The organism is Streptosporangium sandarakinum, assembly GCF_013409935.1.
Taxonomy (GTDB): Bacteria; Actinomycetota; Actinomycetes; order Streptosporangiales; family Streptosporangiaceae; genus Streptosporangium; species Streptosporangium nondiastaticum.
The window spans coordinates 1,444,820-1,465,513 of record NZ_JACCCO010000001.1; the positions used below are offsets into that span (position 1 = coordinate 1,444,820).

Genomic DNA, 20,694 nt, shown 5'->3' on the forward strand with positions numbered 1-20,694 from the left:
ATGCTCTCTTAAAAGAGCAATGCTCGTCAAGAGCAGTGCTCTCTTTTATTTTCGCCGCTCTGATATCGTCCTGGCCATGAGCTCAAGCCGAACAGCACGGGAACGGGTCAGAGCCGAGCTGACCAGGGAGATCGCCGACATCGCGCGCCGGCAGCTCGCCACCGAGGGGGCCACGGGGCTCTCACTGCGGGCCGTCGCCCGGGAGATGGGCATGGTCTCCTCGGCGATCTACCGCTACTTCCCCTCCAGGGACGACCTGCTCACGACCCTCATCATCGACGGCTACAACGCCCTCGGCGAGGCCGTGGAGAACGCCGACGCGGCCACGCCCCACGAGGACCACACCGGCCGGTGGCTGGCGGTCTGCCACGCCGTACGGGACTGGGCGCTGGCCCACCCGCACGAGTACGCCCTGCTGTACGGCTCGCCCGTGCCCGGCTACCAGGCGCCGCAGGACACCGTCGCCGCGGCCGTGCGCGACACCGTCGTCTACGGCCGCATCGTCTCCGACGCCTACCACGCCGGGGCGCTGAACCCGCCGGACGTCGCCCCTCCCCCGTCGGCGGCGTTCGCCGAGGACGCCGCCCGGGTACGGGAGATCATCTCGGACATCCCCGACGACGTGGTCGCCCGCGCCCTGGTCGCCTGGACCGGCCTGTTCGGCTGGGTCAGCTTCGAGCTGTTCGGCCAGTTCAACGGCGCGATCCTCAACCGCGACCCGGCCTTCGACCACGCCATGCGCTCCCACGCCGCCTACCTCGGCCTGCCGCTCTGACCCCGTCGTGGTGCGGCTCCCGGCCGGGCCCGGGAGCCGCACCAGTGGGCAGGGGGCGGTCCGCCGATCACGGAGTCGCCGGGCAGGGTGTCCCGGTCGAAGGAGTTCCGCCGCCGTTCCCCGCCGAAGGAGCTCCGCCGCCGTGATCGTCTAGGCTGGGCGGCCGTGGAGTATTTCGTGTACGGCCGCGACCGCCCCGGCATGTTCGGGCTCAAGGTGCGCCTGAGCGAGGACCACTGGTCCTTCATGGACGGGTACGCCGAGCGGCTGGTCGCCCGCGGCCCCACGATGACCGGCCACGATGATGAGGCCGAGCCGACGGGCAGCCTGCACATCGTCGATCTTCCGGACACCGAAGCCGCCCGCACGTTCGCCTACGAGGAGCCGTACCACCGGGCCGGCATCTTCGAGTCGGTGCAGCTGTGCCGCTTCCGCAACGTCCTGGGCCGCACCATGTGGGAATTCACCGAGGCCGTGGACGGCTACGGACGATTCCTGGTGATCGCCATGGGCGGGTCCGCCCCCGCGCCGGCCACGTCGAAACACCTGATCGTGTACGGCGAACTGCTCTCCCTCAACGGTGAGACACGCCTCGGCCGGGCGGCCCTGGTGGAGGCGCCGGACCGCGAGGCCGCCGCAGCGCTGCTGCCGTCCAGCGGTGACGACCGTACGGAGGTCCACCCCTGGCGCTTCGGCGGCAGACCCGCCCAGGGCCCCTAGGCCGTGTTTCATAAGGCGCTGAGCCACTGGTTGATCGCAGCGATGACGACGACGGCTTCGTAGCGTACGGCGAGCTTGTCGTAACGGGTTGCCATGCCGCGGCCGCCTTTGAGCAGGTTGATGCCGCATTCCATGGCGTGGCGCAGCCGGTAGAGCGCGGGGTCGAAGGCGAGTGAGCGGCCTCCCTCCGACCCCTCTTGGCCGACCGCCGCCGTCGAGTCATCGTTCATGGTGCCGCGGCTCGGCCCCGGCCTCGCCCGCACTCAGCTCCACTGACGACCGTTCCGATCCTCCTCCGGCGCCGTCACCGGGAGTCGGTTGCGGAGCGCATCCCGTCGATGCCGAAGGCCAACAGGCGCTCGCCCTGTGCGGGCGATGTCTGTTCCCCGACCCAGGAGACCGAGTTGATCAGGGCGTAAAGGTCTGAGGCGGTGACATCGGCGCGCATGCTTCCGGCGGCCTGCGCACGGTTGAGGAGCTGTTCGCCGGCGGTGAGCACCGCTTGGCAGGCGGCATGCAGGTGCGAGCTCTCGTCCTCGATGCTGCGCATCAGCGAGGTCACCAGCCCCCGATAGACCGTGGTGTGCGCCATGGCCGCGCGCGCCCAGATGAGCAACGCCTCGTCCGCGGACGGGTGATCGAGGAGATCGCGGGCCTTGTCGGACAACGCTTGCATGCGGTCGCGCAGCAACGCCTCCAGCAGCGCCTGCCTGGTGGGGAAATGGCTGTAAAGGGTTCCGTTCGCCACGCCGGCGCGCCGGGCGATCTCCTCCAGCGAGGCTTCAACGCCATGTTCAGCGAAGATCGTGGCCGCTTCAGCCAGCAACCGTTCGTAGTTGCGGCGCGCGTCAGCGCGCATCCTGCGCCGCGGCGCAGGATCGACGGTCGTCATAAGCGCTCCCGGATTGCCAAGTTGAGACTGTCTCAATATATTTCTTGAGACAGCCTCAGTTTACTACCTCGCGAAAGGCCCCTTCGGTGAACACTGCCGGCAACCCCATCCTCGTGACCGGTGCGACCGGACGCCAAGGCGGTGCCACCGCCGCCCGTCTCCTGGCCGCAGGCCGGCCGGTACGTGCCCTCGTCCGCGACCCGGACTCCCCAGCCGCCCGGACGCTGAGAGCCCAAGGCGCCGAGCTGCACACCGGGAACCTCGACGATCCCGGCTCGCTCGCGGCGGCCGCCGCCGGCGTCCACGGCATCTTCGCGGTCACGCCTGACGACGATGACGTCGAACGCGAGATCCGCCGCGGCCGTGATCTCGCCGACGTCGCGGCGGCAGCCGGCGTCTCCCACTTCGTGTTCGCCTCGGTCGGCGGGGCCGACCGGGGCACCGGCATCCCCTACTGGGAGAGCAAATGGCAGATCGAGCAGCACATACGCGCGCTCGGCCTGCCCGCGACGATCCTGCGTCCGGTCCGCTTCATGGAGAACCACACCATTCCCGGCCTGCCTCTCGGCGGCATCGTCGACGGAGAGCTCAGGCACCTGTTCGACCCGGAGACACCGGTGCAGCTCATCGCCGCCACCGACATCGGCGCCCTGGCCTGCCTCGCCTTCACTCGCCCGCAGGAGTACCTCGGACAGGCGATCGAGATCGCCGGCGACGAACTGACCCCCAACCGGACGGTGGAACTCATCAGCCGCAGCCTCGGACGCGAGATCACCTACCGGCAGGTCTCCATCGACGGCACCGGACTGGGCCCGGAGACGCAGCGCGCCTTCACGGACGAGCGCGGTCTGTGGCGAGCCGACATCGCGGCGCTGCGCGAACGCCACCCCGGCCTGCTGGACTTCCAGACCTGGCTCGAGCACGGCGGAACCGAACAGATCCGAGCCCTGTTCCAGGACTCACCAGGCCGTGTTTCGAAAGATCATGCGTGAGGCGTATCAGTGATCGTTGAACGAAGAGGTCTCCGGTAGTCGGTTCAACTACCAAGAAGAATGAAATACCGGAGACCTCGCGGCCAGCGTGGTGGTGACGAGGGAGACCGCCGGCCCCTTTCGCGGAGACATGAAAAAGCCCCCGACGAGGGTGGGACGGGTCTCGTCGGGGGCGGGTCCGGCCGGCCACGGGGGAAGGCTCGGGCCGGACGTCCGGTGGCGGCCTCGCCTCTCACCCCTCCACGAAAAGGCGCGGCCGCCCGGCTTCCCGATCGGCGGGTACGCGATCGATCGGGAAATCTCGTCCGTCTCCTAAGGCGTGTCTGATAAATGATCTCGGTGGTGCGGTTAGATGATTCCTCGTGGTGCGACGAGGTGAGCTGACTGACAAGGCCTGGCAGCGGATCGAGCCCCTGCTGCCCGCCAAGGATGGCAGGGGACGGCCCTGGCGGGATCACCGCGCGGTCATCAACGGGATCTTGTGGAGGTTGCGGACCGGAGCGCCCTGGCGCGACGTACCGGAGCGCTACGGTCCCTGGCAGACCTGCTACGAGCGGTTCAAACGCTGGGAGGAAGACGGCACCTGGACCCGCCTGCTGGAGGAGATGCAGGTCAAAGACGACTCCCTCGGTGCGGTGGAGCTGGTCGTCAGCGTCGACTCCACCATCGCCCGAGCCCACCAGCACGCTGCCGGCGCCCGAAAAAGGGGGACGGCGGAGGGACGATCGACGCGAAAGCCTCCCAAAGACGACAAGCCCTCGGCCGATCCCGGGGCGGGCTGACCACCAAGCTCCATCTGATCACCGAAGCCCGTGGCCTGCCGCTTGCCCTGCACCTGACCGGCGGCAACATCAACGACTGCACCGCCTTCGAAGCGGTGATGGGCACCTTCCGGCTGCGCCGTCGCATCGGCCGTCCCCGTACCCGGCCGGACCGGCTGGTGGCGGATAAGGGCTACTCCTTTCGGAAGATCCGCCTGCATCTGCGGCGGCGCGGCATCGGCGCGGTCATCCCTGAGCGGTCCGATCAGATCGCCGCCCGCAAGCGCAAGGGCAGCCGCGGAGGCCGCCCGCCCGCCTTCGATGCCGCGGCCTACAAGGGGCGTAACGTGGTGGAGCGGTGCTTTGCCAAGCTCAAGCAGTGGCGAGCCGTCGCCACCCGCTACGACAAGCTCGCCGGCCGCTACCTCGCGGGCGTCACCATCGCTTCCCTGCTGCTCTGGCTCCGCCACGCCGAATTATCAGACACGCCTTAGCCGGATCGCCCGGAGGTCGGCTCGGAGACGGACAGGTTCTTCGGATCCTCCGAGTGGGGTACGGCCCGGATGGCGCACCAGACCGTACGGCCCAGGCCGGGGCCGAGCTCGCGCGCACCCCACTCCAGGGAGAGCTCGCGGATGATCAGTAGTCCTCGACCGTCCTCCGCGTACGGCTCCCTGCGGACGTGGGGACCGGAGAACAGCGACCCCGGGTCGTTGACCTCGATGTAGACGACCTCCCCGGTGGCGCTGAGGGTGAGGCCGATGAAATCACCGGGGCCCGAGTCGGAATGCCGGATCGCGTTGGTCACCAGCTCCGACGCCGCGAGCACGACGTCGTCGACCGCCGGATGATCGTCACCGAGCCATCCGCGTACCTCGGAACGGGCACGTGAGACGGACTCGTGGACGCCCGGCAGACCGGTCCGGCCGAGAACCTTCGGTTCCGTGCTCGGTGCTTTCATGACTTCACCCCCTTGAAGGGTTTCTCCTCGTTCAGCCTTATGAGCATCTCGAATCTCAGCTACATTCGGTAGCCGATTGACTCCTTAGAGTCATGAACAGTTGCGCCGGAAGGCCGGTTGAAGCCGCCGTCCCCCGGGAGGCAACATGCCGAAAGAGATGGAGCTCTGCCCCGCCGACTCGCCGACCGCCCTATTCGGTTTCGAGCTGCGCCGGCATCGCAAGGCTCGTGGATGGTCGCAGATCAAGCTGTCGAAGGCGGTGCCGTACTCGGTCGGCACGATCAGCATGATCGAGACCGCGAAGCGGTCACCGTCCGAGGAGTTCGCGCGCTACTGCGACGAGGCCCTGGAGGCGGAGGGCGCCCTGATGCGGCTCTGGCCGATGGTCAGCCACGCCGCGGCCCCGCCGTGGTTCCGGCCATGGCTCGACGTGGAGGCCACTGCGGAGGCGATCCGTACCTGGGAGCCGCTGATCGTCCCTGGGCTACTCCAGACCGAGGACTACGCCAGAGCCATTCTGAGTGGCGAAATCGGTGTGACACCCGAACAGGTCGAGCAGCAGGTGACCGCGCGAATGGAGCGCCAATCCATCCTCAAACGCTCCAAGCCTCCCTTGTTCTGGGTGGTCATCGACGAAGCAGTCCTCCACCGGCCCATCGGAAGCCCTGCCGTTATGACGGCGCAGATCTCCTATCTGGTCGAAGCCGCCCAGACACCTCGGACCACCGTTCAGGTGCTGCCACTCAACGCCTACTCCACGACCGGCCTGGCCGGAGGGTTCGCCATCGCGCAGACCCAGGGGGTGTTCGATACGGCATACGCCGAATCAGCCGGCGTGATGAGCCGGGTAACGGATCGCCCGGAAGATGTGAGCGTTCTAGCATACAGATACGAAGGAATCCGCTCCCAAGCACTACCTCAGCGCGATTCTCTAGAGTTGATCAAGGAGACGCTGCAACGATGGACGAGCTGACCGGAGAACTCAATGGCGCCGTCTGGCGCAAGTCCAGCCTGTCGGGGCCTGACGGCGGAAACTGCGTGGAGGTGGCGAAGCTGTCCGGGGACCGCAGGGGCGTCCGCGACAGCAAGAACCTGTCCGGTCCCGCACTGGTTCTCACCCCCGGCGCATGGGCTGATTTCCTCGCGACGCTGAAGAACGGCGAATTCGACTAGTCGCCGAATGCGAACACCGGAAAGGCGCCCGGCTCCGTGAGGCCATTTCATCTTGACGACACAGGTCGTAGGGCCGCTGCGGATCCCGGGCCGGAAAGCTGCTGCCGTATCGTGCCTGGCTACAGAGCGATGAGGCCGGCATGTGCCGGCTGAAACCCGCAGGCCCCGAAGTAGAAGTCCTTCAGGTCATCGTCGAAGTCGACGTGGAGCCATTCACACTTGGCCGCGCGGGCCTCTCTGACGGCGACGGCGATGAGTTCGGTCCCGACACCGCGCCGCCGGACTCTTTCCGTCACGAGGGTGTCGAGGATGAAGGCGTGGACGGCACCGTCCCATGCCACATTGACAAAGCCGACGAGCTCCCCGTTCTCCGTGGCGCAGACCCACCCGAGGCTGTGCCGGTTGACCTGAGCCCACCAGTCATCCTTCAGAGGCGCATGACCGAAGCCCTCCGCGTGCAGTGCGTTGATCGCCGTATTGTCGAAGTGGCCCCGCCACTCGTATGCAACCGTCACGGAATGATCGTAGGAAGAGGCTCACGCCGTCGGCAACGAGTTTCCAGCGGCCCCCTCTCAACCCGGTAGCGCAGGTCGCGGGCTCGTTGCTCTTCGCGCAGGCCGGCTGGTCAAAGCCATCCTCATCCTTCAAATGCGCGAGGCAAGACGAAAACGTTCCGTACCCGAGACCCGGCCGATTCCGTATCGGGCCCTCATTCTCTGGAACGGGCGAACAGTTCGAGATGGGAGCAGCGGATACAGCGGAACGCCTCGATGATCCAGCGCGTCTTTCCCATACGCTTGGCATTGCCGAGCGGACCGCGCTCCAGGGAACCTGCGATCCAGCGACCGTATCCCCGTGAGTACTCGCCGGCATCCTCGACGAATCCCGGCTCCAGGTCCGTACCGTCACATTGAGTACAGCGCATGTTCATGGTTCCCAGTCTCCCGCCGATTGCCGGAACACCTTGAACCGTACTGCCCAGGGCCTTGGTGAGGTTCCTTCCGGGACCGCGGCCCGGCTACGGCGGGCACCGCGGGCGGCGTACACCACGGGGTGATCCGTACCGCCCCGAGAGTAGGCCGTTCGCCTCCGACCGGCGGACGACGAAACGGAGCGCGTCGGACACCATCGCCAGTGACCGTCCGATGACGGGCGGAGGTGATGGACAGGAAGGAGTGAAACCGTGCGCAAGCTCTACGTCGCGCTGGCCGGCCTGCTGCTGGCCTCCGTGGTCGTGCAGTTCTACTTCGCGGCGGTCGGCGCGTTCGACAGGCCGATGGAGGAGGGCTCGTTCGCGCTGCACGACACGTTCGGCATGATGGTCATCCCGGTCCTGTCGCTGCTGGCCACCGTGGCCGCGGCGCTGGCCAAGGCACCCGGGCGGCTGATCGGGCTCACCCTGCTGCCGCTGGGCCTGGTGGTCGTCCAGGCGCTGATCGTGGTCCTGGGCAGGGCGCTGAACGACGACACCGGCTACACCACCACCGCGAGCCTGGCCGTCCTCGGCCTGCACGCGATCAACGGCCTGGCCGTCATGGGTTCGGCCGGCCTGGTCCTGCGGCGGGCCAGGGCGCTGGCCGCGGCCCCGGCCGGAGCCGCGTCCGGCGGAACGGCACCGGGAGAGCCCGCGGCGCGCGCGTCATGAGCGTCGGCACCCTCATCACGTTCGACCTGCTGGTCGCGGTCCTGACCGCCGCGACGTGGCTGGGGGCGGGCGCGGCGGCGGCCGCCCGGCGGTCCGGGATCGCGCTGGCCCTGTTCGTCGCGGCGGCCGTCCTGTCGGTGGCCCGCGCCGCCACCGCCGCCGTGCTGGCCGGCGCGGGCTGGTGGTTCGTCCAGGAGAAGGTCACCCTCACGCTCCCGCTGCTCGCCGCCGCCGGGGGCGTCGCGGCGGCGGTGGCGGGACCGCGCCTGGTCAGGGCGGCCCGCGGCGGCCGGGCGGACCTGGCGGGGCGGCCCGCCGTCGTCGTCCCGCTGTTGAGCGCCGGCTACGCGGCCGTGGCCGGGCCGGTGTACGCGCTGCTGCTCGGCTACCCGGCGACCTGGAGCGCCGGGCTGGTCACGGTGGCCCTGGTCGGGGCGGCGGTGCTCCTCACCTGGCGGATCGTCTCGGCGCCCCGGTCCCTGCCGGTGAGCGCCGCCAGGGCCGCCGTCGCGGCGGCCCTGGCGGCGGGGCTCGCCGGGACGGGGCTGGCGTTCGCCCCCGCCCCGGAGACCGACGCGGGCGGCGGCCCGCCGACCCGCCACCTGGCCGCCGGGCACCCGGCGGACGGCCGTACGGCGAGCACGACCGGAGCCCACACCGCCGATGAGCCCGCGACCGGCACGGGCGCGGGCTCGGGGGCAGAGCACGCACCGGAGGCGCACGGGAGCGGCGGGAGCGCCACGGCAGAGCACGCGGCGGGTACGGACACCACGGGAGAGCACGCACCGGAGGTCCACGAGGCCGGGGCGGGAGGCGTCCGGTCGATGACCTCGCTGCGCGGACCCTCCGAACCCGCGCCGGGCGGCACGACGCGCCGGTTCGCGCTGACCGCCCGCACCGCCACCGTCACGCTGTCCTCCGGGCGCCGCGTGGCGGCGTGGACCTTCGACGGCAAGGTGCCGGGCCCGCCGATCACCGCCGTCGAAGGCGACCTGGTCGAGGTACGGCTGCGCAACGCCGACGTCACGTCGGGCGTGACGATCCACTGGCACGGCTACGACGTGCCCGCCGGCGAGGACGGCGTCCCGGGCCTGACCCAGGACGCCGTACGGCCCGGCCAGGAGTTCACCTACCGGTTCCTGGCGAATCAGGTGGGGACCTACTGGTACCACACGCACGAGGTCTCCGACATCGGCGTCCGGAAGGGTCTGTACGGCATGCTGGTGGTCACCCGCCGGGCCGGCGGACCGGCCGATCAGGTCTCCGGGTCCGGCTCGGGTCCGGCGTCCGACGGGGAGACCGGGCGGACACGGGACGGCGGAGCCGGGACCGGCGGGCCGGCCGCGTCCGCGCCGGGCCTGGACCTCACCCTGCCGGTGCACACCTTCGGGGGCGTGACGGTGCTCGGCGACCACGACCGGGCGATCGAACGGTCCGCCGCCCCCGGCACCCCCGTACGGCTGCGCCTGGTCAACACCGACAACACGCCGCACCGGTTCACCCTGGCGGGCACGCCGTACCGGCTGGTGGCCGTGGACGGGCAGGACCTGAACGGCCCCGGCGAGCTGGGCCGGGTCGGGCTGCGGCTGCCCGCGGGAGGCCGCTACGACCTCGCGTTCACCATGCCCGCGGCGCGGACGGTGCTGCTCGCGGTGGACGACCGTACGGAGGGTCTGCGGCTGTCACCGCAAGAAGGCGCCGGGTCCGCGGGCGTCGCGGGGAGCGCCGGGGACGGCGCGGGCTGGCCGGAGCTCGACATCACCCGGTACGGGACCCCGGCCGGCACGCCGTTCGGCCCCGGCAGCCGCTTCGACCGGCGGTTCACCCTCGTGCTCGACCGCGGCCTGACGTTCTCCGGCGGCCGGCCGCTGTACGCGCACACGGTCAACGGCCGCGCGTTCCCGTCCATCCCCACCCAGGTCGTCAGGGACGGCGAGCTCATCCGTTTCACCGTCGTCAACCGGAGCCGCGACACCCACCCCTGGCACCTGCACGGTCACCGGGTGCTGGTGCTCTCCCGCGACGGGCGGGCGACGAGCGGCAGCCCGCTCTGGCTGGACACCTTCGACGTGCGCCCCGGCGAGGTGTGGGAGGTCGCCTTCCGCGCCGCCAACCCGGGTCTGTGGATGAACCACTGCCACAACCTCGCCCACGCCGACCAGGGGATGGTGCTGCACCTGAACTACGAGGACGTGACCACCCCGTTCCACGGCGCCCACGGAGGCTGAGGGCCCCTCACCCGGCGCGGGCCCGCCGCGCCCCGGACATGATGCGGCGGGCCCGTCGATCCCGGAGTTCCGAGGTCGGCGGAACCGTCCACGCCCCGGACACGCCACGCCCCGGGCACGGAGCCGTCCACGCCCCGGGCCCGCCACGCCCCGGACACGGCGCGGCGGGCCGTCAGTTGGCGAGGAGCCTGCGCAGCACTCCCTGGAACACCTGTCCCGGCCTCTGCTGCTCGCCGTGCAGGGCGTTCAGGACGAGGAGCCCGCCGGTGAGCGCGGGGATCACCCACTGCACGACGCGCAGCCGCTTCTGGGCGCCGGCGACGTCCGGCGGGGTCTCGGCGCAGGGTTCGACGCCCGACTCCGCGGGGACGTCACCGGCCTGCTCGATCTTCGCGCCGAGCATCCTGCTGCAGCCGGTCACCGCCAGCGCCGCGCCGCTGAGCACCGTCTTGCCGATGGTGTTCCCCGCCACGCCCTTCTGCGTCGCGACGCGGCCCTTGTTCGCCGCCAGCAGGCCGACGGAGCCGGCGAGGTACATGGCGATGCCCGCGGCGTTGACCGGGGTCCACTTGCTCCAGCCGACGTTCGCCACCCGGGTCCGTTCGCGCCTGTCGCTGACCGCTCCGGACGCGCCGTTCAGGCCGACGGCGCCCATCAGCGAGCCGCCGAACCACATGGCCAGTCCCAGGTCGTGCATGGAGCGCACGACGGTGTCGCGTTGCATGCCTTTACCCCCCGTCCAAGGTGACGGACCACCGACCTCCGGCAGATGGCGCCACGCCGTCACCGCGATGGGGGTTCACTACCCCGCTTCGGGTATGCGGTCGGCGCGCATCGCGCGATGTCCCGGGCAAGGTTGAACCGGAACCGGAACCGACCAGGGCCGGGGCGGGGCCGGGGCCGTGGTCGGGCCGGGCTCGACGCGGGGCTTCCCTTCAGGCGAGGCGCGCCCCGACCTGGAGGTTTCCGCGCAGCGCCTTGGAGTAGGGGCAGTGCTCGTGGGCCCGCCGGACGAGGCGGCCGGCGAGGTCCCGGTCCACGCCCGGCAGGCTGACCACCACCTCGACGCCGATCGCGTAGTCGTCGTGCTTCCCGCGCTTGCGCAGCTCGACGGCCGTCTCGACGATGCAGTCCGCGGTGCTCACCCCTTCCCGGCCGGCGACCAGCGCGAGGGAGTTGTGGAAGCAGGTGGCGTACGCCGCCGCCAGAAGCTGCTCGGGGTTGGGCGCGCCGCCGGGCCCGCCGAGCTCCCGGGGGGCCTTCACCGGGAGGTCGAGCACCCCGTCCTCGGTCGTCACCCGCCCCGCGCCGTCCGTGGAGAAGGCTCGGGCCGTGTAGAGGGTGACGTAGCCATCGCCACCCTCGTCCGGGGGTCCGCCGACGCCGCTCCGCGGTCCGCCGGCGTCGGCCGCGGCCCGGGGTCCGCCGACGCGGATCTCGGCCTCGACGCCGGGTCCCGAGTAGTCGGAGGCGTCGGCCGTCGGCCGGTCGGAGACCGCCGACCTGCTCGGCGCGGCGGCCTCGTTGGGCATTCCCTGTCCGAATCGCACGTCATCGTTCATGGTCGTCCCCCGATCCCCCGATCCCCGCGCTCGGTACGGCCGGGCACCCCGTCGGAGGGGCCCGCCGTACCACGCGGGGCCATGACCTGCGCGAACTACTCGAAATGGTGCTTATCTACCCTCCACGCCAGGACCGACACGGGGCGCGGCCCGGCCCCGGAGGAGGTCCGGGCAAGGTGGAAGCCGATCGACGGCGAAGGGCAGGGTGAGGCGAGGCCGGCCCCGTGGAGAACCCGGTCGGGGCCGCAGCCGATCCCCGAAGGCGAGCCGGAAGCCGACCCGCGAGGACAACCGGTCGAGCCGGCGGGAGACCGTTTCGGGAGAAGTTCGCCGGCCGTTGTCCGGATCTTCAGGCCGCCGTTCCCGGCCCCGCCATCGACCCGTCCAGGATCTCTGCCGGGACTCGGGAACCGGCACCGAATCGGCCGTGCAATGCACTATCCGGTGACGTACCGTCCTCAGAAGACCGTCCCGTTCGAGAAATACGACGGAGAAGGCTGATTCCGTCGCTCTGTGAGGAGTGATCCATGCCGAGAAGGTTCCTGTCCGCACTGGCCGCGGCGGCCGCCATGGCCACCACGACGATCATCGGAGGCGGCGTGGCCGCGGCGAGCGGCACGACCACGGCGAACGACGCGACTCCGGCGAGCGGTACGGCCGCGGCGAGCGGCGGTACCTGCGCGACCGCGCCGAACACCCCCGTCACCACCGACGCCGTCTTCAGCGAGCCCGTCGGGGGCGACCCGGCCGCCATCGTGCGCAGGCTCTGCGGCCTGATCCACCAGACCCCCGCCGGGGCGCGGATCCAGGTCGCGCACTTCGTCATGTCCGGTACGGCCGGCACGGAGTTCGCCGACGAGCTCGCCAGGGCCCACCGGCGCGGCGTCGAGGTGCGGGTGATCCTGGACGGCGACAAGCGCGGCGCCACCGTGGCGTCGCGACTGGCGGCCGAGCTGGGCACGGACACCTCGGCCGGATCGTGGGTGCACGTCTGCACCGGCCCGATGTCGGGCGGCACGGCGGCCTGCATCGGGGACAAGGGCCAGCACAACAAGTTCTACACGTTCTCCCGGACGGGCGGGGCCTCGAACGTGGTCGTGCAGTCGTCGGCCAACCTCACCGACCTGAACTCCACGACGTACTGGAACAACGCCGTCGTCCTGACCGGGAACCGGCGGCTGTACCAGGCGTACGACGGCTACTTCGCCGACCTCGCGGCGGAGCGGAAGAACCTCGACTACTACCGCGTCGTCACCACCGGCGCGGCCGGCGGCTCGGTGCGGGCCCACTTCTTCCCACGGGCGGGCACGGACGCCTCCACCGACCCCGTCGCCGAGTACCTCGACAAGGTCTCCTGCGAGGGCCGCACGAAGATCCGCGTCGGGATGTCGGAGTGGGACACCTACCGCGTCGCGATCCCCGAGCGGCTCCGCGACCTGGCCGCCCAGGGCTGCTCGGTGCAGATCGTCTACGGGATCATGGACGACGAGGTGAAGCGGCTCCTGCTGGCCGAGCCCCGCGTCGAGCTGCGCGCCCTCGGCGACGGGAACGCGCTGCCCGGCCGCATCCACTCCAAGTACCTGCTCGTCGAGGGCTCCTACGACGGGGACCGGAACGCCCACTGGGTCTTCACCGGCAGCCACAACTACAACGAGACGTCGCTGCGCCGCAACGACGAGACCATGCTGCGGCTCAACGACAAGGCCGTCTACCAGCGCTACGTCGCCAACTTCGAGAAGGCCCGCGCCGCCGCCGTACCGGTGTCCGCGGCCTGAGCCGACCCTCCGGTGCGATCCCGCCGGGCGTTCGCCGGCGCGGCGCCCGCCGCGGGACGCCCTCTCGCCCGCCGGCCGCACGTGAGAGGGACCGGAGCACGCCGTACGGCCGGCGCCCCGGGGTCCCGGCCGGGCGGATGAGCCCGCCCGGCCGGGACCGGGCCCTCAGCGGGCGGCGCGGTTGACCGCGGAGATGACGGCCTTGAGCGAGGCGGTGGTGGTGTTGGCGTCGATGCCCACGCCCCACAGCACCTGGCCCGCCACCTCGCACTCGATGTAGGAGGCCGCCTTGGCGTCGGTACCGGCGCTCAGGGCGTGCTCGGCGTAGTCCAGGACGCGCACCGGGAAGCCGCTCCGCGTCAGGGCGTCACAGAAGGCGGAGATGGGGCCGTTGCCCACGCCCTCGACCTCGCGGATCTCGCCGTCCAGCCGCAGGTCGACGCTGATGACGTCCTTCTCGTCGACCGTGGACACGCCGCGGTGCGCCAGCAGGCCCAGCCTGCCCCAGGGGCGCGCCGGGTTCGGCAGGTACTCGTCGGCGAAGACCTCCCACATCTCGGCCGGGTTCACCTCGCCGCCGAGGGTGTCGGTACGGGCCTGGACGACCCGGGAGAACTCGATCTGCAGGCGGCGCGGCAGGTCGAGGCTGTGGTCGGCCTTCATGATGTAGGCGACGCCGCCCTTGCCGGACTGGCTGTTGACCCTGATGACCGCCTCGTAGGTGCGGCCGATGTCCTTGGGATCGATCGGCAGGTACGGCACCGCCCACGTGAACTCGTCCACCGGCACGCCCGCGGCGGCCGCGTCGCGCTCCAGGTGCTCCAGGCCCTTCTTGATCGCATCCTGGTGGGACCCGGAGAAGGCGGTGTAGACCAGCTCGCCGCCCCAGGGGTGGCGGGGGTGGACCGGCAGCTGGGTGCAGTACTCGGTGACCCGGCGGATCTCGTCGATGTCGGACAGGTCGATCTCGGGGTCGACGCCCTGGGAGAACAGGTTCATCCCCAGCGTGACCAGGCACACGTTGCCGGTGCGCTCGCCGTTGCCGAACAGGCAGCCCTCGATGCGGTCGGCCCCGGCCATGTATCCCAGCTCGGCGGCGGCCACGGCGGTGCCCCGGTCGTTGTGCGGGTGCAGGGACAGCACGATCGAGTCGCGGTAGGCGAGGTTGCGGTGCATCCACTCGATCTGGTCGGCGTAGACGTTGGGGGTGGCCATCTCCACGGTGGCCGGCAGGTTCACGATGACCTTGCGGTCGGGGGTGGGCTGCCAGACGTCGTTGACGGCGTTGCAGACCTCCACGGCGTACTCCAGCTCGGTCCCGGTGAAGGACTCGGGCGAGTACTGGAAGTAGATCTCGGTGTCCTCCAGCTCGGCCGCCAGCTTCTTGCACAGCTTGGCGCCTTCGACCGCGATCGCGGTGATGCCGTCGCGGTCCTGGCCGAACACCACGCGGCGCTGCAGCGTGGAGGTGGAGTTGTACAGGTGGACGATGGCCTGCCTGGCGCCGCGCAGCGACTCGAAGGTCCGCTCGATCAGCTCGGGCCGGGCCTGGGTCAGGACCTGGATCACCACGTCCTCGGGGACGCGGTCCTCTTCGATGATCTGCCGTACGAAGTCGAAGTCGGTCTGCGAGGCGGCGGGGAAGCCCACCTCGATCTCCTTGTAACCGATCTTCACCAGCAGCTCGAACATCTTGAGCTTGCGGTGGGCGTCCATCGGGTCGATCAGCGCCTGGTTGCCGTCACGCAGGTCCACCGCGCACCACCGGGGCGCGGTCTCGATGACCTTGCCGGGCCAGGTGCGGTCGTCGAGCCTGACCGGGGTGAAGGGCTGATAACGCCGGAACGGCATGGGGCTGGGCTGCTGCTGCGGGTACATGCAATGGCTCCTCGACGTGGAAAACGATCGCGGCCGACGCGCATGGCTCGCTCCGCGACGAGGGGGCCGGCCTCTTACAGGCCCTCGTCGCGGCAGCTAAGAAGCAGCCCACGCAGCATGTCTAGCACGTTAGCAGACTGTCCCAAATCCACGCCCGAAGATCTCAGAAACCGAGACGCGCCAGGTCGCAGGGGGTGTGATACGGAGCCGCCGACCGCGGGGACTCCCGCCCGGCCCGGCACGCCGTCCGGGGCGGAGCCCTGCCGGCCGGGTTAGAGTGACGCTATCGCGGAATCAGGGGAGACCATGAAGGACACCGACATTCTCGCCCATATCCACGACCTCATCGAAGAGGAGCACGACCTGCGCCGGCGACTGGCCTCCGGCGGGATCTCCTCCTACGAGGAGAACAACCGGATCCGGCAGGTCGAGGAGGCCCTCGACCAGGCGTGGGACCTGCTGCGGCAGCGCCGGGCACGCCGGGACGCCGGGGAGGACCCCGACACGGCGGCGCCCCGCCCGGTCGGCGAGGTCGAAGGCTACCGCCAGTAGGAGCCGGTAGGCCCAGATAGGGGCCTACCGGGGCCGGCAGGGTCCGCCGCCCGGCCGTCCCGGCGCCCGCCGGCCGGCACGGTCCGCGCGGTTAGACTGCGGCCATGCCCCGAACCCTCACGTCGCCGCTGCGACGAGCCGTCGGCGTGGCCGCGGGCGTGCCCGGTCATTCCGCGCGGAGGGGGGTGCGCATCTTCTCGATGGTCCGCGGGGAGATGCGCCCGTCCCGCTGTGCGATCAGCCACTGGGCCATGTCGTTCGCGGTGGTGAGGACGCCGCCGGAGCCGTTGCCGAACCCGGGGATGTACAGGTGGCCGCGTGCGCCGGGCGGCAGGTCCCGGCCGCTGTCGATCGTCCGGCTGTGGCGCATGCCGAGCGGGGGGAACATCTGCGCGTCGAGGTACTCGGCGAACGGCCGGCCGCTCACCCCTCAACGAGCCGCGTGGCGACTTGGTAATTGGTGTTGTGGTAGGCCAGCTACTCGGACGTGAACGCCCGGGCTTGCAGCTCATCGTCCTGGTGGAGGTCAGGCGTCAGGCCGCGTTCGGCTGGTTGACGGCAGCCCGGCCCGCTTCGCCGCGTGCGGCGATGTTGCGGGCCGCGTTGACGTCGGCGTGCTCAGCGAAGCCGCACGACGTACAGGAGAAGGTTTCCTGGTCCGGCCGGTTGCGTCGATCGGTGTGACCACAGGCCGAACACCCTTGGGAGGTGTAGGCGGGGTCGACATGCGTCACGACGACGCCGCTCCGGCGGGCCTTGTAGGCGATGAACGCGCCCAGCTGGTGAAATGCCCACGAGTGCAGTGTGATCCGCTGGGGCTTGCGGAGCCGTACCCGGTCGCGGATGCCCTGGAGGTCTTCCAGGGCGATGCCGCGCCCGGTGCGTGCAGCCTCGGTCACGATGCGCTTGGAGATGACGTGGTTGACGTCGCGGGCGAACCGGGATTCCTTGCGACGGCGCTTTTTCAGCAGCCGCTTGGCGGACGTGGTCCGTTTGGCCTGCAGGCGGCGACGGAGCCGGCGGTTGCGGCGGCGGACGGCGTTGAGGTGCACGCCGGTGTGGCGTTCGCCGTCGCTGGTGGTGGCGATGTTGGCGATACCGAGGTCCACGCCGAGGAAAGCGTCCGGTTCGGTGACGTCGACGTCGGGGACGTCGCAGGTGGCGATGAGCAGCCACAGGCCGTCGCGGTGGATGAGGTCGGATTCGCCCCTGCGGTAGGCGGCCAGCGCGCGGGCCTGGTCGTCGGAGCAGCCGAACCGGACGCCTTTCATCCGGCCGCCGGTGGTCCAGATGCTCACGGTGCGCTCTTCAACTTGCCAGGACAGGCAGCGGTCGTCGAACGGCTGCGCCGCGTCGGTGCGGAAGGCGATCGGTTCGGTCAGGGGCTTGCGCAGCTTCGCCCTCGCCTGCGCCTTCACCGTCGTATAGGCGTCGGCGACCTTCTTGATGACATGCTGGGCGGGTTGGGCCGACAAGCCCATGGCCTTCAGCCGACCGTAGGTGTGCCTGCGCAGGTCGTAGTTGCGGAACGTCTTCGTCTCCCACGCGATGCCGGAGACGAGGCCGGCGGCCTCGTTGCACAGGAGCAACGTGTCCGCCAGCGCCGCCTCCTGGGCGGGCGTGGGGAACAGCCGGACCTGCACAACGAACTTCACGTTGCGAAGCGTAGCCTTTACACTCCGAAGCGTAGTGGCGATTCGTCAAATGCGCGGCGCCTATGCGATTCCCCCCGAGTCTGAAGGCCCGAGGCTCCTCGCAAGCGCCTACTGAAGACGGTTCCCGGTTCCGCGGCGAGCCTCGCCGTCCTGAGCCGGGCCACCGCGCCCTTCAGCGTGGTGGGCTGGGGCAGGCTCCGCTCGCGGAAGGCCGAGTCCGCCATGCCCGACGTCTGGTGGAGCAGCTGCCGTACGGTGATCTTCGCCGCCCGGGGGTCGGCCATCGTGAACTCGGGCAGGTGGCGGCGGACCGGGTCGTCGAGCCCGATCCTGCCCGCCTCCACCAGCCGCATCACGGCCAGGGCGGTGAAGGACTTGCTGACCGAGGCGAAGGGCATGGGGGTGTCCGCCGTCACCGGTTCGCCCGCGGCGGTCACGCCGTACCCCGAGGCGTGGACGACCTCCGTTCCCCTGGTGACCACCACGGCCACCCCGGGCAGCCCCGTCTCCTCGCGGTAGTCCGCGACGAACGCGGCGATCGCCGCGGGGGTGACGCCGCCGGGCGGGGCGGCTTCGGGCGGGGTCCCCGGCAGGGCCCCGGGCAGGGCGGCTCCGGCCGCGGGAAGCACGGCCATGCAGATCGCGATGAGAGTTCTCAGAAACACCCGCCGGACGCTAGCCGCCCGTTCCGGCCCGGGACCATTGCGAAAAACCTCCCTTTTCGCGGTGGGAAACCGTCGTACGGCGGGCCGCCGGTCGCCGACGGGCCCATCAGGACGGCCGGAACGCCGCCGTGCGCCGCCCCGGACGACGGCGGGCGGGCAGGGCCGGAGACCCGCTCAGTCGGCGGAGCGGCCCTGGCAGCGCGGGTCGGCCGGCGTCTGCAGCGGAGCCGGGGCCAGCCACGACAGCACGTTCTTCTCGACGTACCAGCCGTGCAGGTTCACCCAGGTCACGGGTGCCTCGTCGGGATCGGGGCAGAGCACCTTCGACTCCAGCCGGTCGCCGCGGACGAAGTTCACCTGACCGTCGCGTCCCAGCACGGTCACCATCTGGTCGTCGCTGGTGACCAGGTAGCCCACGAGCACCCGCGGCGCGTCCCGTTCCCCGTCCGCCGTCATCTGGAACGCCGTCAGCGGCAGGATCGGCGCCTTCATCACCACCACGCCCACCAGGAACGGCGTGAAGACCGCCACGACGACGGCGAGCCCGTGGGTGAGCAGCCGGGCGAGCACCCTCGGCACCGGACCGGTCAGCAGGCCCGCGATCCCCGGCGGCAGGAGGAGCAGGATCGAGGTCGTCACGTCCCGCGCGGCGACCGCCTGGCCGATGGCGGGCCACAGCGCGGCGTAGACGAGCACGGCGGCCACCGCGGGCAGGACGTAGCAGACGGCCACCCGCAGCGTCCTCCTGCCGGGGAAGCGGTCGCGCACCGTCAGCCCGGCGGTGGCCAGCGCCAGCATCTCCAGCGTCGGCAGGAACCGCAGTTCCCAGGAGACCAGGCCCACCACCACCGCCAGCACCACCACCCAGCCGGGCAGGCGCTCGGCGGCGCGCAGCAACCAGGAGGAGCGGTCCGCGCCGGTCCAGCCCCGCGTGCTGATCCAGTACAGGGCGCCGAGCATCCGCCCGCTCAGGACGAGAGCCGGCAGGATCCACACGGTCGTCAGCAGCACGGCGGTGAGCAGGCCCAGCGGGCTGACGTTCTGCACCAGCAGCAGCAGGGTCTGGGTGTCCTGGCGGCTGGCGTACCACAGCCGCATGGTGAGCAGGAGCAGCGGGAAGGCCGGGAGCAGCGCGAGCAGCCACTCCTGGTTCCTGGGCTGCTCTCTGGACGTGCGCTTGGTCCGCCCGATGCCGCTCAACGGGTCGGGCACTCCTGGACGGGAAGCGTCCGCTCCCACGGCCATCGGCGTACCTCCGGGGGCAGCGCGCAGGGCTGTTCGGCCTGCGCCACGTTCACCCCGGGGTTGGCCGCCAGCAGCGGGCCGATGTACGTCCGGTACGCCTGCTCCCACCGCTGGTCCTGGGGGTCGGCGTAGGAGCGGTAGAGCGAGAGGTCGACCAGCGTGCGCAGGGCGGCGTTGGGGCCGGCGTTGACCGCCCACATCTCCGTCTTCTCCAGCGCGATGTCATGGTGGCGCAGCCTGCCGCCGGACTCGGCGACGAACCCGGCCAGGAGCGCCGCGTCGGTGGTCACCGCGTCGAACTCCTTCTTCTTGAGACCTTCGACGCAGTCGCTGATGAGGTTCCGGGCGGTGACGGTGGCCCTGGTCGCCCGCTCCAGTTCGATCTCGGAGGTCGAGGTGCCCAGCGTGCAGACCTTCCTGCCCTCCAGCTGCCCCAGCGAGGTGATCTTCCCGGGATAGTCGGGCCGGGTCACCACGGACTGCTCGGTGTAGAGGTAGGGCGTGCTGAAGCCGACCGCCGGGTCCTGCCGCCGCTCGGGCGTCATGCTGAAGGTGGCGACCACCAGGTCAACCTTGACGAACCGGCCCTGCTCGTCCTGGGCCTGCATGCGCGCCCTGTCCTCGGTCTCGATGGACAGGAAGTCGACCTTGTCCGGCGAGAAGCCCAGGTCGGCGGCGATCATGTAGGCGATCTGGATGTCGAACCCGGTGAAGACGCGCCTGCCCGTCTTCTCCTGGAGCGCGATGCCGGGGGTGTCGGACTTCACGCCGATCCGGAGCCGGTCCTTGTTGAACAGCCCGGCCCGCTCCCGCAGTTCCGCCTCGGTGGGCGGCCCCTTCGTCACCAGGATGGACGCGCCGACCACGATCGCGGCCAGGACCAGGGCGATCCAGGCGGCGATCCGGAAGCGGCGGAACCTCTTGACCGGCTGCGGCTCCGGCTGCGGGAACGGGTCGGGCACGGGATCGGCCGGGGGGTGCGGCGGCTCGTCGGCCCGCGGGTCGGGCGTGCCGGCCGACGAGCCGGGACGCCACCGCTTCCCGGCGAACAGACCGGCCTTCCCGGACGGCGCCGTCACGTCCTCATGCTCTTCGGTCATAACCCCACGGACCCCCTGCTCGTTAGGCAGGCTATGACGTGGCTCCGGCCGCGAGGAGGTCCTTCATCAAGACGAGATCAAACCGCTTCCCCGCCGCGGTGACCGGAATACCCCC

At 70.7% G+C, this 20,694-nt stretch carries 22 protein-coding genes and 1 pseudogene; 10 read left to right on the plus strand and 13 right to left on the minus strand.

Annotation, left to right across the window (positions count from 1 at the left end):
• Window positions 1-76 precede the first annotated feature (76 nt).
• Both HDA43_RS06340 and HDA43_RS06345 read left to right on the plus strand, forming a co-directional pair.
• A complete protein-coding gene (locus tag HDA43_RS06340) occupies window positions 77-775 on the plus strand; it encodes a TetR/AcrR family transcriptional regulator (protein WP_179818776.1) in 699 nt (232 codons plus the stop codon).
• Window positions 776-940: 165 nt separating this feature from the next.
• A complete protein-coding gene (locus tag HDA43_RS06345) occupies window positions 941-1,495 on the plus strand; it encodes a YciI family protein (RefSeq protein WP_179818777.1) in 555 nt (184 codons plus the stop codon).
• 8 nt (window positions 1,496-1,503) lie between these two features.
• On the opposite strand, the gene HDA43_RS06350 is transcribed toward HDA43_RS06345, so the two are convergent.
• On the minus strand, window positions 1,504-1,725 hold the full coding sequence (locus HDA43_RS06350; protein ID WP_218911620.1) for a transposase: 222 nt from the start codon (window positions 1,723-1,725) through the stop codon (window positions 1,504-1,506).
• Between the two features lie 74 nt (window positions 1,726-1,799).
• Window positions 1,800-2,387 (minus strand): TetR/AcrR family transcriptional regulator, encoded by a 588-nt coding sequence (locus HDA43_RS06355; RefSeq protein ID WP_179818778.1) that lies wholly within the window; start codon window positions 2,385-2,387, stop codon window positions 1,800-1,802.
• Between the two features lie 86 nt (window positions 2,388-2,473).
• Between HDA43_RS06355 and HDA43_RS06360 the strand changes: the two genes are divergently transcribed.
• Both HDA43_RS06360 and HDA43_RS06365 read left to right on the plus strand, forming a co-directional pair.
• A complete protein-coding gene (locus HDA43_RS06360; RefSeq protein ID WP_179818779.1) occupies window positions 2,474-3,379 on the plus strand; it encodes an NmrA/HSCARG family protein in 906 nt (301 codons plus the stop codon).
• A gap of 365 nt (window positions 3,380-3,744) precedes the next feature.
• Window positions 3,745-4,634 (plus strand): annotated as a pseudogene (locus tag HDA43_RS06365) (IS5 family transposase).
• On the opposite strand, the gene HDA43_RS06370 reads toward HDA43_RS06365, so the two are convergent.
• A complete protein-coding gene (locus HDA43_RS06370) occupies window positions 4,631-5,101 on the minus strand; it encodes an ATP-binding protein (RefSeq protein ID WP_179818780.1) in 471 nt (156 codons plus the stop codon). The pseudogene HDA43_RS06365 and the gene HDA43_RS06370 overlap by 4 nt on opposite strands.
• A 145-nt stretch (window positions 5,102-5,246) precedes the next feature.
• Here HDA43_RS06370 and HDA43_RS06375 point away from each other — a divergent pair, with 145 nt between their 5' ends.
• On the plus strand, window positions 5,247-6,074 hold the full coding sequence (locus HDA43_RS06375) for a helix-turn-helix domain-containing protein (RefSeq protein WP_179818781.1): 828 nt from the start codon (window positions 5,247-5,249) through the stop codon (window positions 6,072-6,074).
• Complete coding sequence (locus HDA43_RS06380) at window positions 6,062-6,274, plus strand: DUF397 domain-containing protein (protein WP_179818782.1); 213 nt, start codon at window positions 6,062-6,064, stop codon at window positions 6,272-6,274. Before HDA43_RS06375 ends, HDA43_RS06380 begins: the two co-directional genes overlap by 13 nt.
• 119 nt (window positions 6,275-6,393) lie before the next feature.
• On the opposite strand, the gene HDA43_RS06385 is transcribed toward HDA43_RS06380, so the two are convergent.
• Together HDA43_RS06385 and HDA43_RS06390 are read right to left on the minus strand one after the other, a co-directional pair.
• On the minus strand, window positions 6,394-6,789 hold the full coding sequence (locus HDA43_RS06385; RefSeq protein WP_179818783.1) for a GNAT family N-acetyltransferase: 396 nt from the start codon (window positions 6,787-6,789) through the stop codon (window positions 6,394-6,396).
• Window positions 6,790-6,983: 194 nt separating this feature from the next.
• Window positions 6,984-7,205 (minus strand): hypothetical protein, encoded by a 222-nt coding sequence (locus HDA43_RS06390; protein WP_179818784.1) that lies wholly within the window; start codon window positions 7,203-7,205, stop codon window positions 6,984-6,986.
• 252 nt (window positions 7,206-7,457) lie between these two features.
• Here HDA43_RS06390 and HDA43_RS06395 point away from each other — a divergent pair, with 252 nt between their 5' ends.
• Together HDA43_RS06395 and HDA43_RS06400 are read left to right on the plus strand one after the other, a co-directional pair.
• Window positions 7,458-7,919 carry a DUF6220 domain-containing protein gene (locus HDA43_RS06395; protein ID WP_179818785.1) on the plus strand — a complete coding sequence of 154 codons (462 nt, stop codon included), beginning with the start codon at window positions 7,458-7,460 and terminating at the stop codon, window positions 7,917-7,919.
• The gene (locus HDA43_RS06400; protein ID WP_179818786.1) at window positions 7,916-10,147 is read left to right on the plus strand and encodes a multicopper oxidase family protein; all 2,232 of its coding nucleotides are present in this window, start codon (window positions 7,916-7,918) and stop codon (window positions 10,145-10,147) included. Before HDA43_RS06395 ends, HDA43_RS06400 begins: the two co-directional genes overlap by 4 nt.
• A gap of 172 nt (window positions 10,148-10,319) precedes the next feature.
• Here the strand turns inward: HDA43_RS06400 and HDA43_RS06405 are convergent, their stop codons facing one another.
• Entirely contained in the window at window positions 10,320-10,871 is a 552-nt protein-coding gene (locus HDA43_RS06405; protein WP_179818787.1) for a hypothetical protein, read from the minus strand.
• A 211-nt stretch (window positions 10,872-11,082) separates the two neighbouring features.
• Complete coding sequence (locus HDA43_RS06410; protein WP_218911622.1) at window positions 11,083-11,697, minus strand: Ohr family peroxiredoxin; 615 nt, start codon at window positions 11,695-11,697, stop codon at window positions 11,083-11,085.
• Window positions 11,698-12,236: 539 nt separating this feature from the next.
• On the opposite strand from HDA43_RS06410, the gene HDA43_RS06415 reads away from it, so the two are divergent.
• Window positions 12,237-13,484, plus strand: a complete 1,248-nt coding sequence (locus HDA43_RS06415) for a phospholipase D-like domain-containing protein (protein ID WP_218911623.1) — start codon at window positions 12,237-12,239, stop codon at window positions 13,482-13,484.
• Window positions 13,485-13,649: 165 nt separating this feature from the next.
• On the opposite strand, the gene leuA is transcribed toward HDA43_RS06415, so the two are convergent.
• A complete protein-coding gene (gene leuA / locus HDA43_RS06420) occupies window positions 13,650-15,362 on the minus strand; it encodes a 2-isopropylmalate synthase (RefSeq protein ID WP_179818788.1) in 1,713 nt (570 codons plus the stop codon).
• Window positions 15,363-15,668: 306 nt separating this feature from the next.
• Here leuA and HDA43_RS06425 point away from each other — a divergent pair, with 306 nt between their 5' ends.
• On the plus strand, window positions 15,669-15,914 hold the full coding sequence (locus HDA43_RS06425; protein ID WP_179818789.1) for a DUF2630 family protein: 246 nt from the start codon (window positions 15,669-15,671) through the stop codon (window positions 15,912-15,914).
• A 166-nt stretch (window positions 15,915-16,080) separates the two neighbouring features.
• Here the strand turns inward: HDA43_RS06425 and HDA43_RS06430 are convergent, their stop codons facing one another.
• The 5 genes from HDA43_RS06430 to HDA43_RS06450 all read right to left on the minus strand — a co-directional run bounded on the left by HDA43_RS06430 (window position 16,081) and on the right by HDA43_RS06450 (window position 20,579).
• Window positions 16,081-16,341, minus strand: a complete 261-nt coding sequence (locus tag HDA43_RS06430; RefSeq protein ID WP_312873051.1) for a serine hydrolase — start codon at window positions 16,339-16,341, stop codon at window positions 16,081-16,083.
• Window positions 16,342-16,447: 106 nt separating this feature from the next.
• Window positions 16,448-17,569: an RNA-guided endonuclease InsQ/TnpB family protein gene (locus HDA43_RS06435; protein ID WP_179818790.1), complete on the minus strand. Its 1,122-nt coding sequence runs from the start codon at window positions 17,567-17,569 to the stop codon at window positions 16,448-16,450.
• Window positions 17,570-17,586: 17 nt separating this feature from the next.
• On the minus strand, window positions 17,587-18,234 hold the full coding sequence (locus tag HDA43_RS06440; RefSeq protein WP_312873052.1) for a serine hydrolase domain-containing protein: 648 nt from the start codon (window positions 18,232-18,234) through the stop codon (window positions 17,587-17,589).
• Between the two features lie 174 nt (window positions 18,235-18,408).
• The gene (locus HDA43_RS06445; protein WP_179818791.1) at window positions 18,409-19,446 is read right to left on the minus strand and encodes a hypothetical protein; all 1,038 of its coding nucleotides are present in this window, start codon (window positions 19,444-19,446) and stop codon (window positions 18,409-18,411) included.
• A complete protein-coding gene (locus HDA43_RS06450) occupies window positions 19,431-20,579 on the minus strand; it encodes a transporter substrate-binding domain-containing protein (protein WP_179818792.1) in 1,149 nt (382 codons plus the stop codon). Before HDA43_RS06450 ends, HDA43_RS06445 begins: the two co-directional genes overlap by 16 nt.
• Window positions 20,580-20,694: the final 115 nt, after the last annotated feature.

Bases quoted from the DNA above. Each gene is read 5' to 3' on its own strand.
- HDA43_RS06375 (WP_179818781.1), top strand. From the start codon at position 5,247: ATGCCGAAAGAGATGGAGCTCTGCCCCGCCGACTCGCCGACCGCCCTA.
- HDA43_RS06340 (WP_179818776.1), top strand. From the start codon at position 77: ATGAGCTCAAGCCGAACAGCACGGGAACGGGTCAGAGCCGAGCTGACC.
- HDA43_RS06390 (WP_179818784.1), bottom strand. From the start codon at position 7,205: ATGAACATGCGCTGTACTCAATGTGACGGTACGGACCTGGAGCCGGGA.
- leuA (WP_179818788.1), bottom strand. From the start codon at position 15,362: ATGTACCCGCAGCAGCAGCCCAGCCCCATGCCGTTCCGGCGTTATCAG.
- HDA43_RS06425 (WP_179818789.1), top strand. From the start codon at position 15,669: ATGAAGGACACCGACATTCTCGCCCATATCCACGACCTCATCGAAGAG.
- HDA43_RS06350 (WP_218911620.1), bottom strand. From the start codon at position 1,725: ATGAACGATGACTCGACGGCGGCGGTCGGCCAAGAGGGGTCGGAGGGA.
- HDA43_RS06405 (WP_179818787.1), bottom strand. From the start codon at position 10,871: ATGCAACGCGACACCGTCGTGCGCTCCATGCACGACCTGGGACTGGCC.
- HDA43_RS06380 (WP_179818782.1), top strand. From the start codon at position 6,062: ATGGACGAGCTGACCGGAGAACTCAATGGCGCCGTCTGGCGCAAGTCC.
- HDA43_RS06400 (WP_179818786.1), top strand. From the start codon at position 7,916: ATGAGCGTCGGCACCCTCATCACGTTCGACCTGCTGGTCGCGGTCCTG.
- HDA43_RS06450 (WP_179818792.1), bottom strand. From the start codon at position 20,579: ATGACCGAAGAGCATGAGGACGTGACGGCGCCGTCCGGGAAGGCCGGT.
- HDA43_RS06370 (WP_179818780.1), bottom strand. From the start codon at position 5,101: ATGAAAGCACCGAGCACGGAACCGAAGGTTCTCGGCCGGACCGGTCTG.
- HDA43_RS06415 (WP_218911623.1), top strand. From the start codon at position 12,237: ATGCCGAGAAGGTTCCTGTCCGCACTGGCCGCGGCGGCCGCCATGGCC.
- HDA43_RS06355 (WP_179818778.1), bottom strand. From the start codon at position 2,387: ATGACGACCGTCGATCCTGCGCCGCGGCGCAGGATGCGCGCTGACGCG.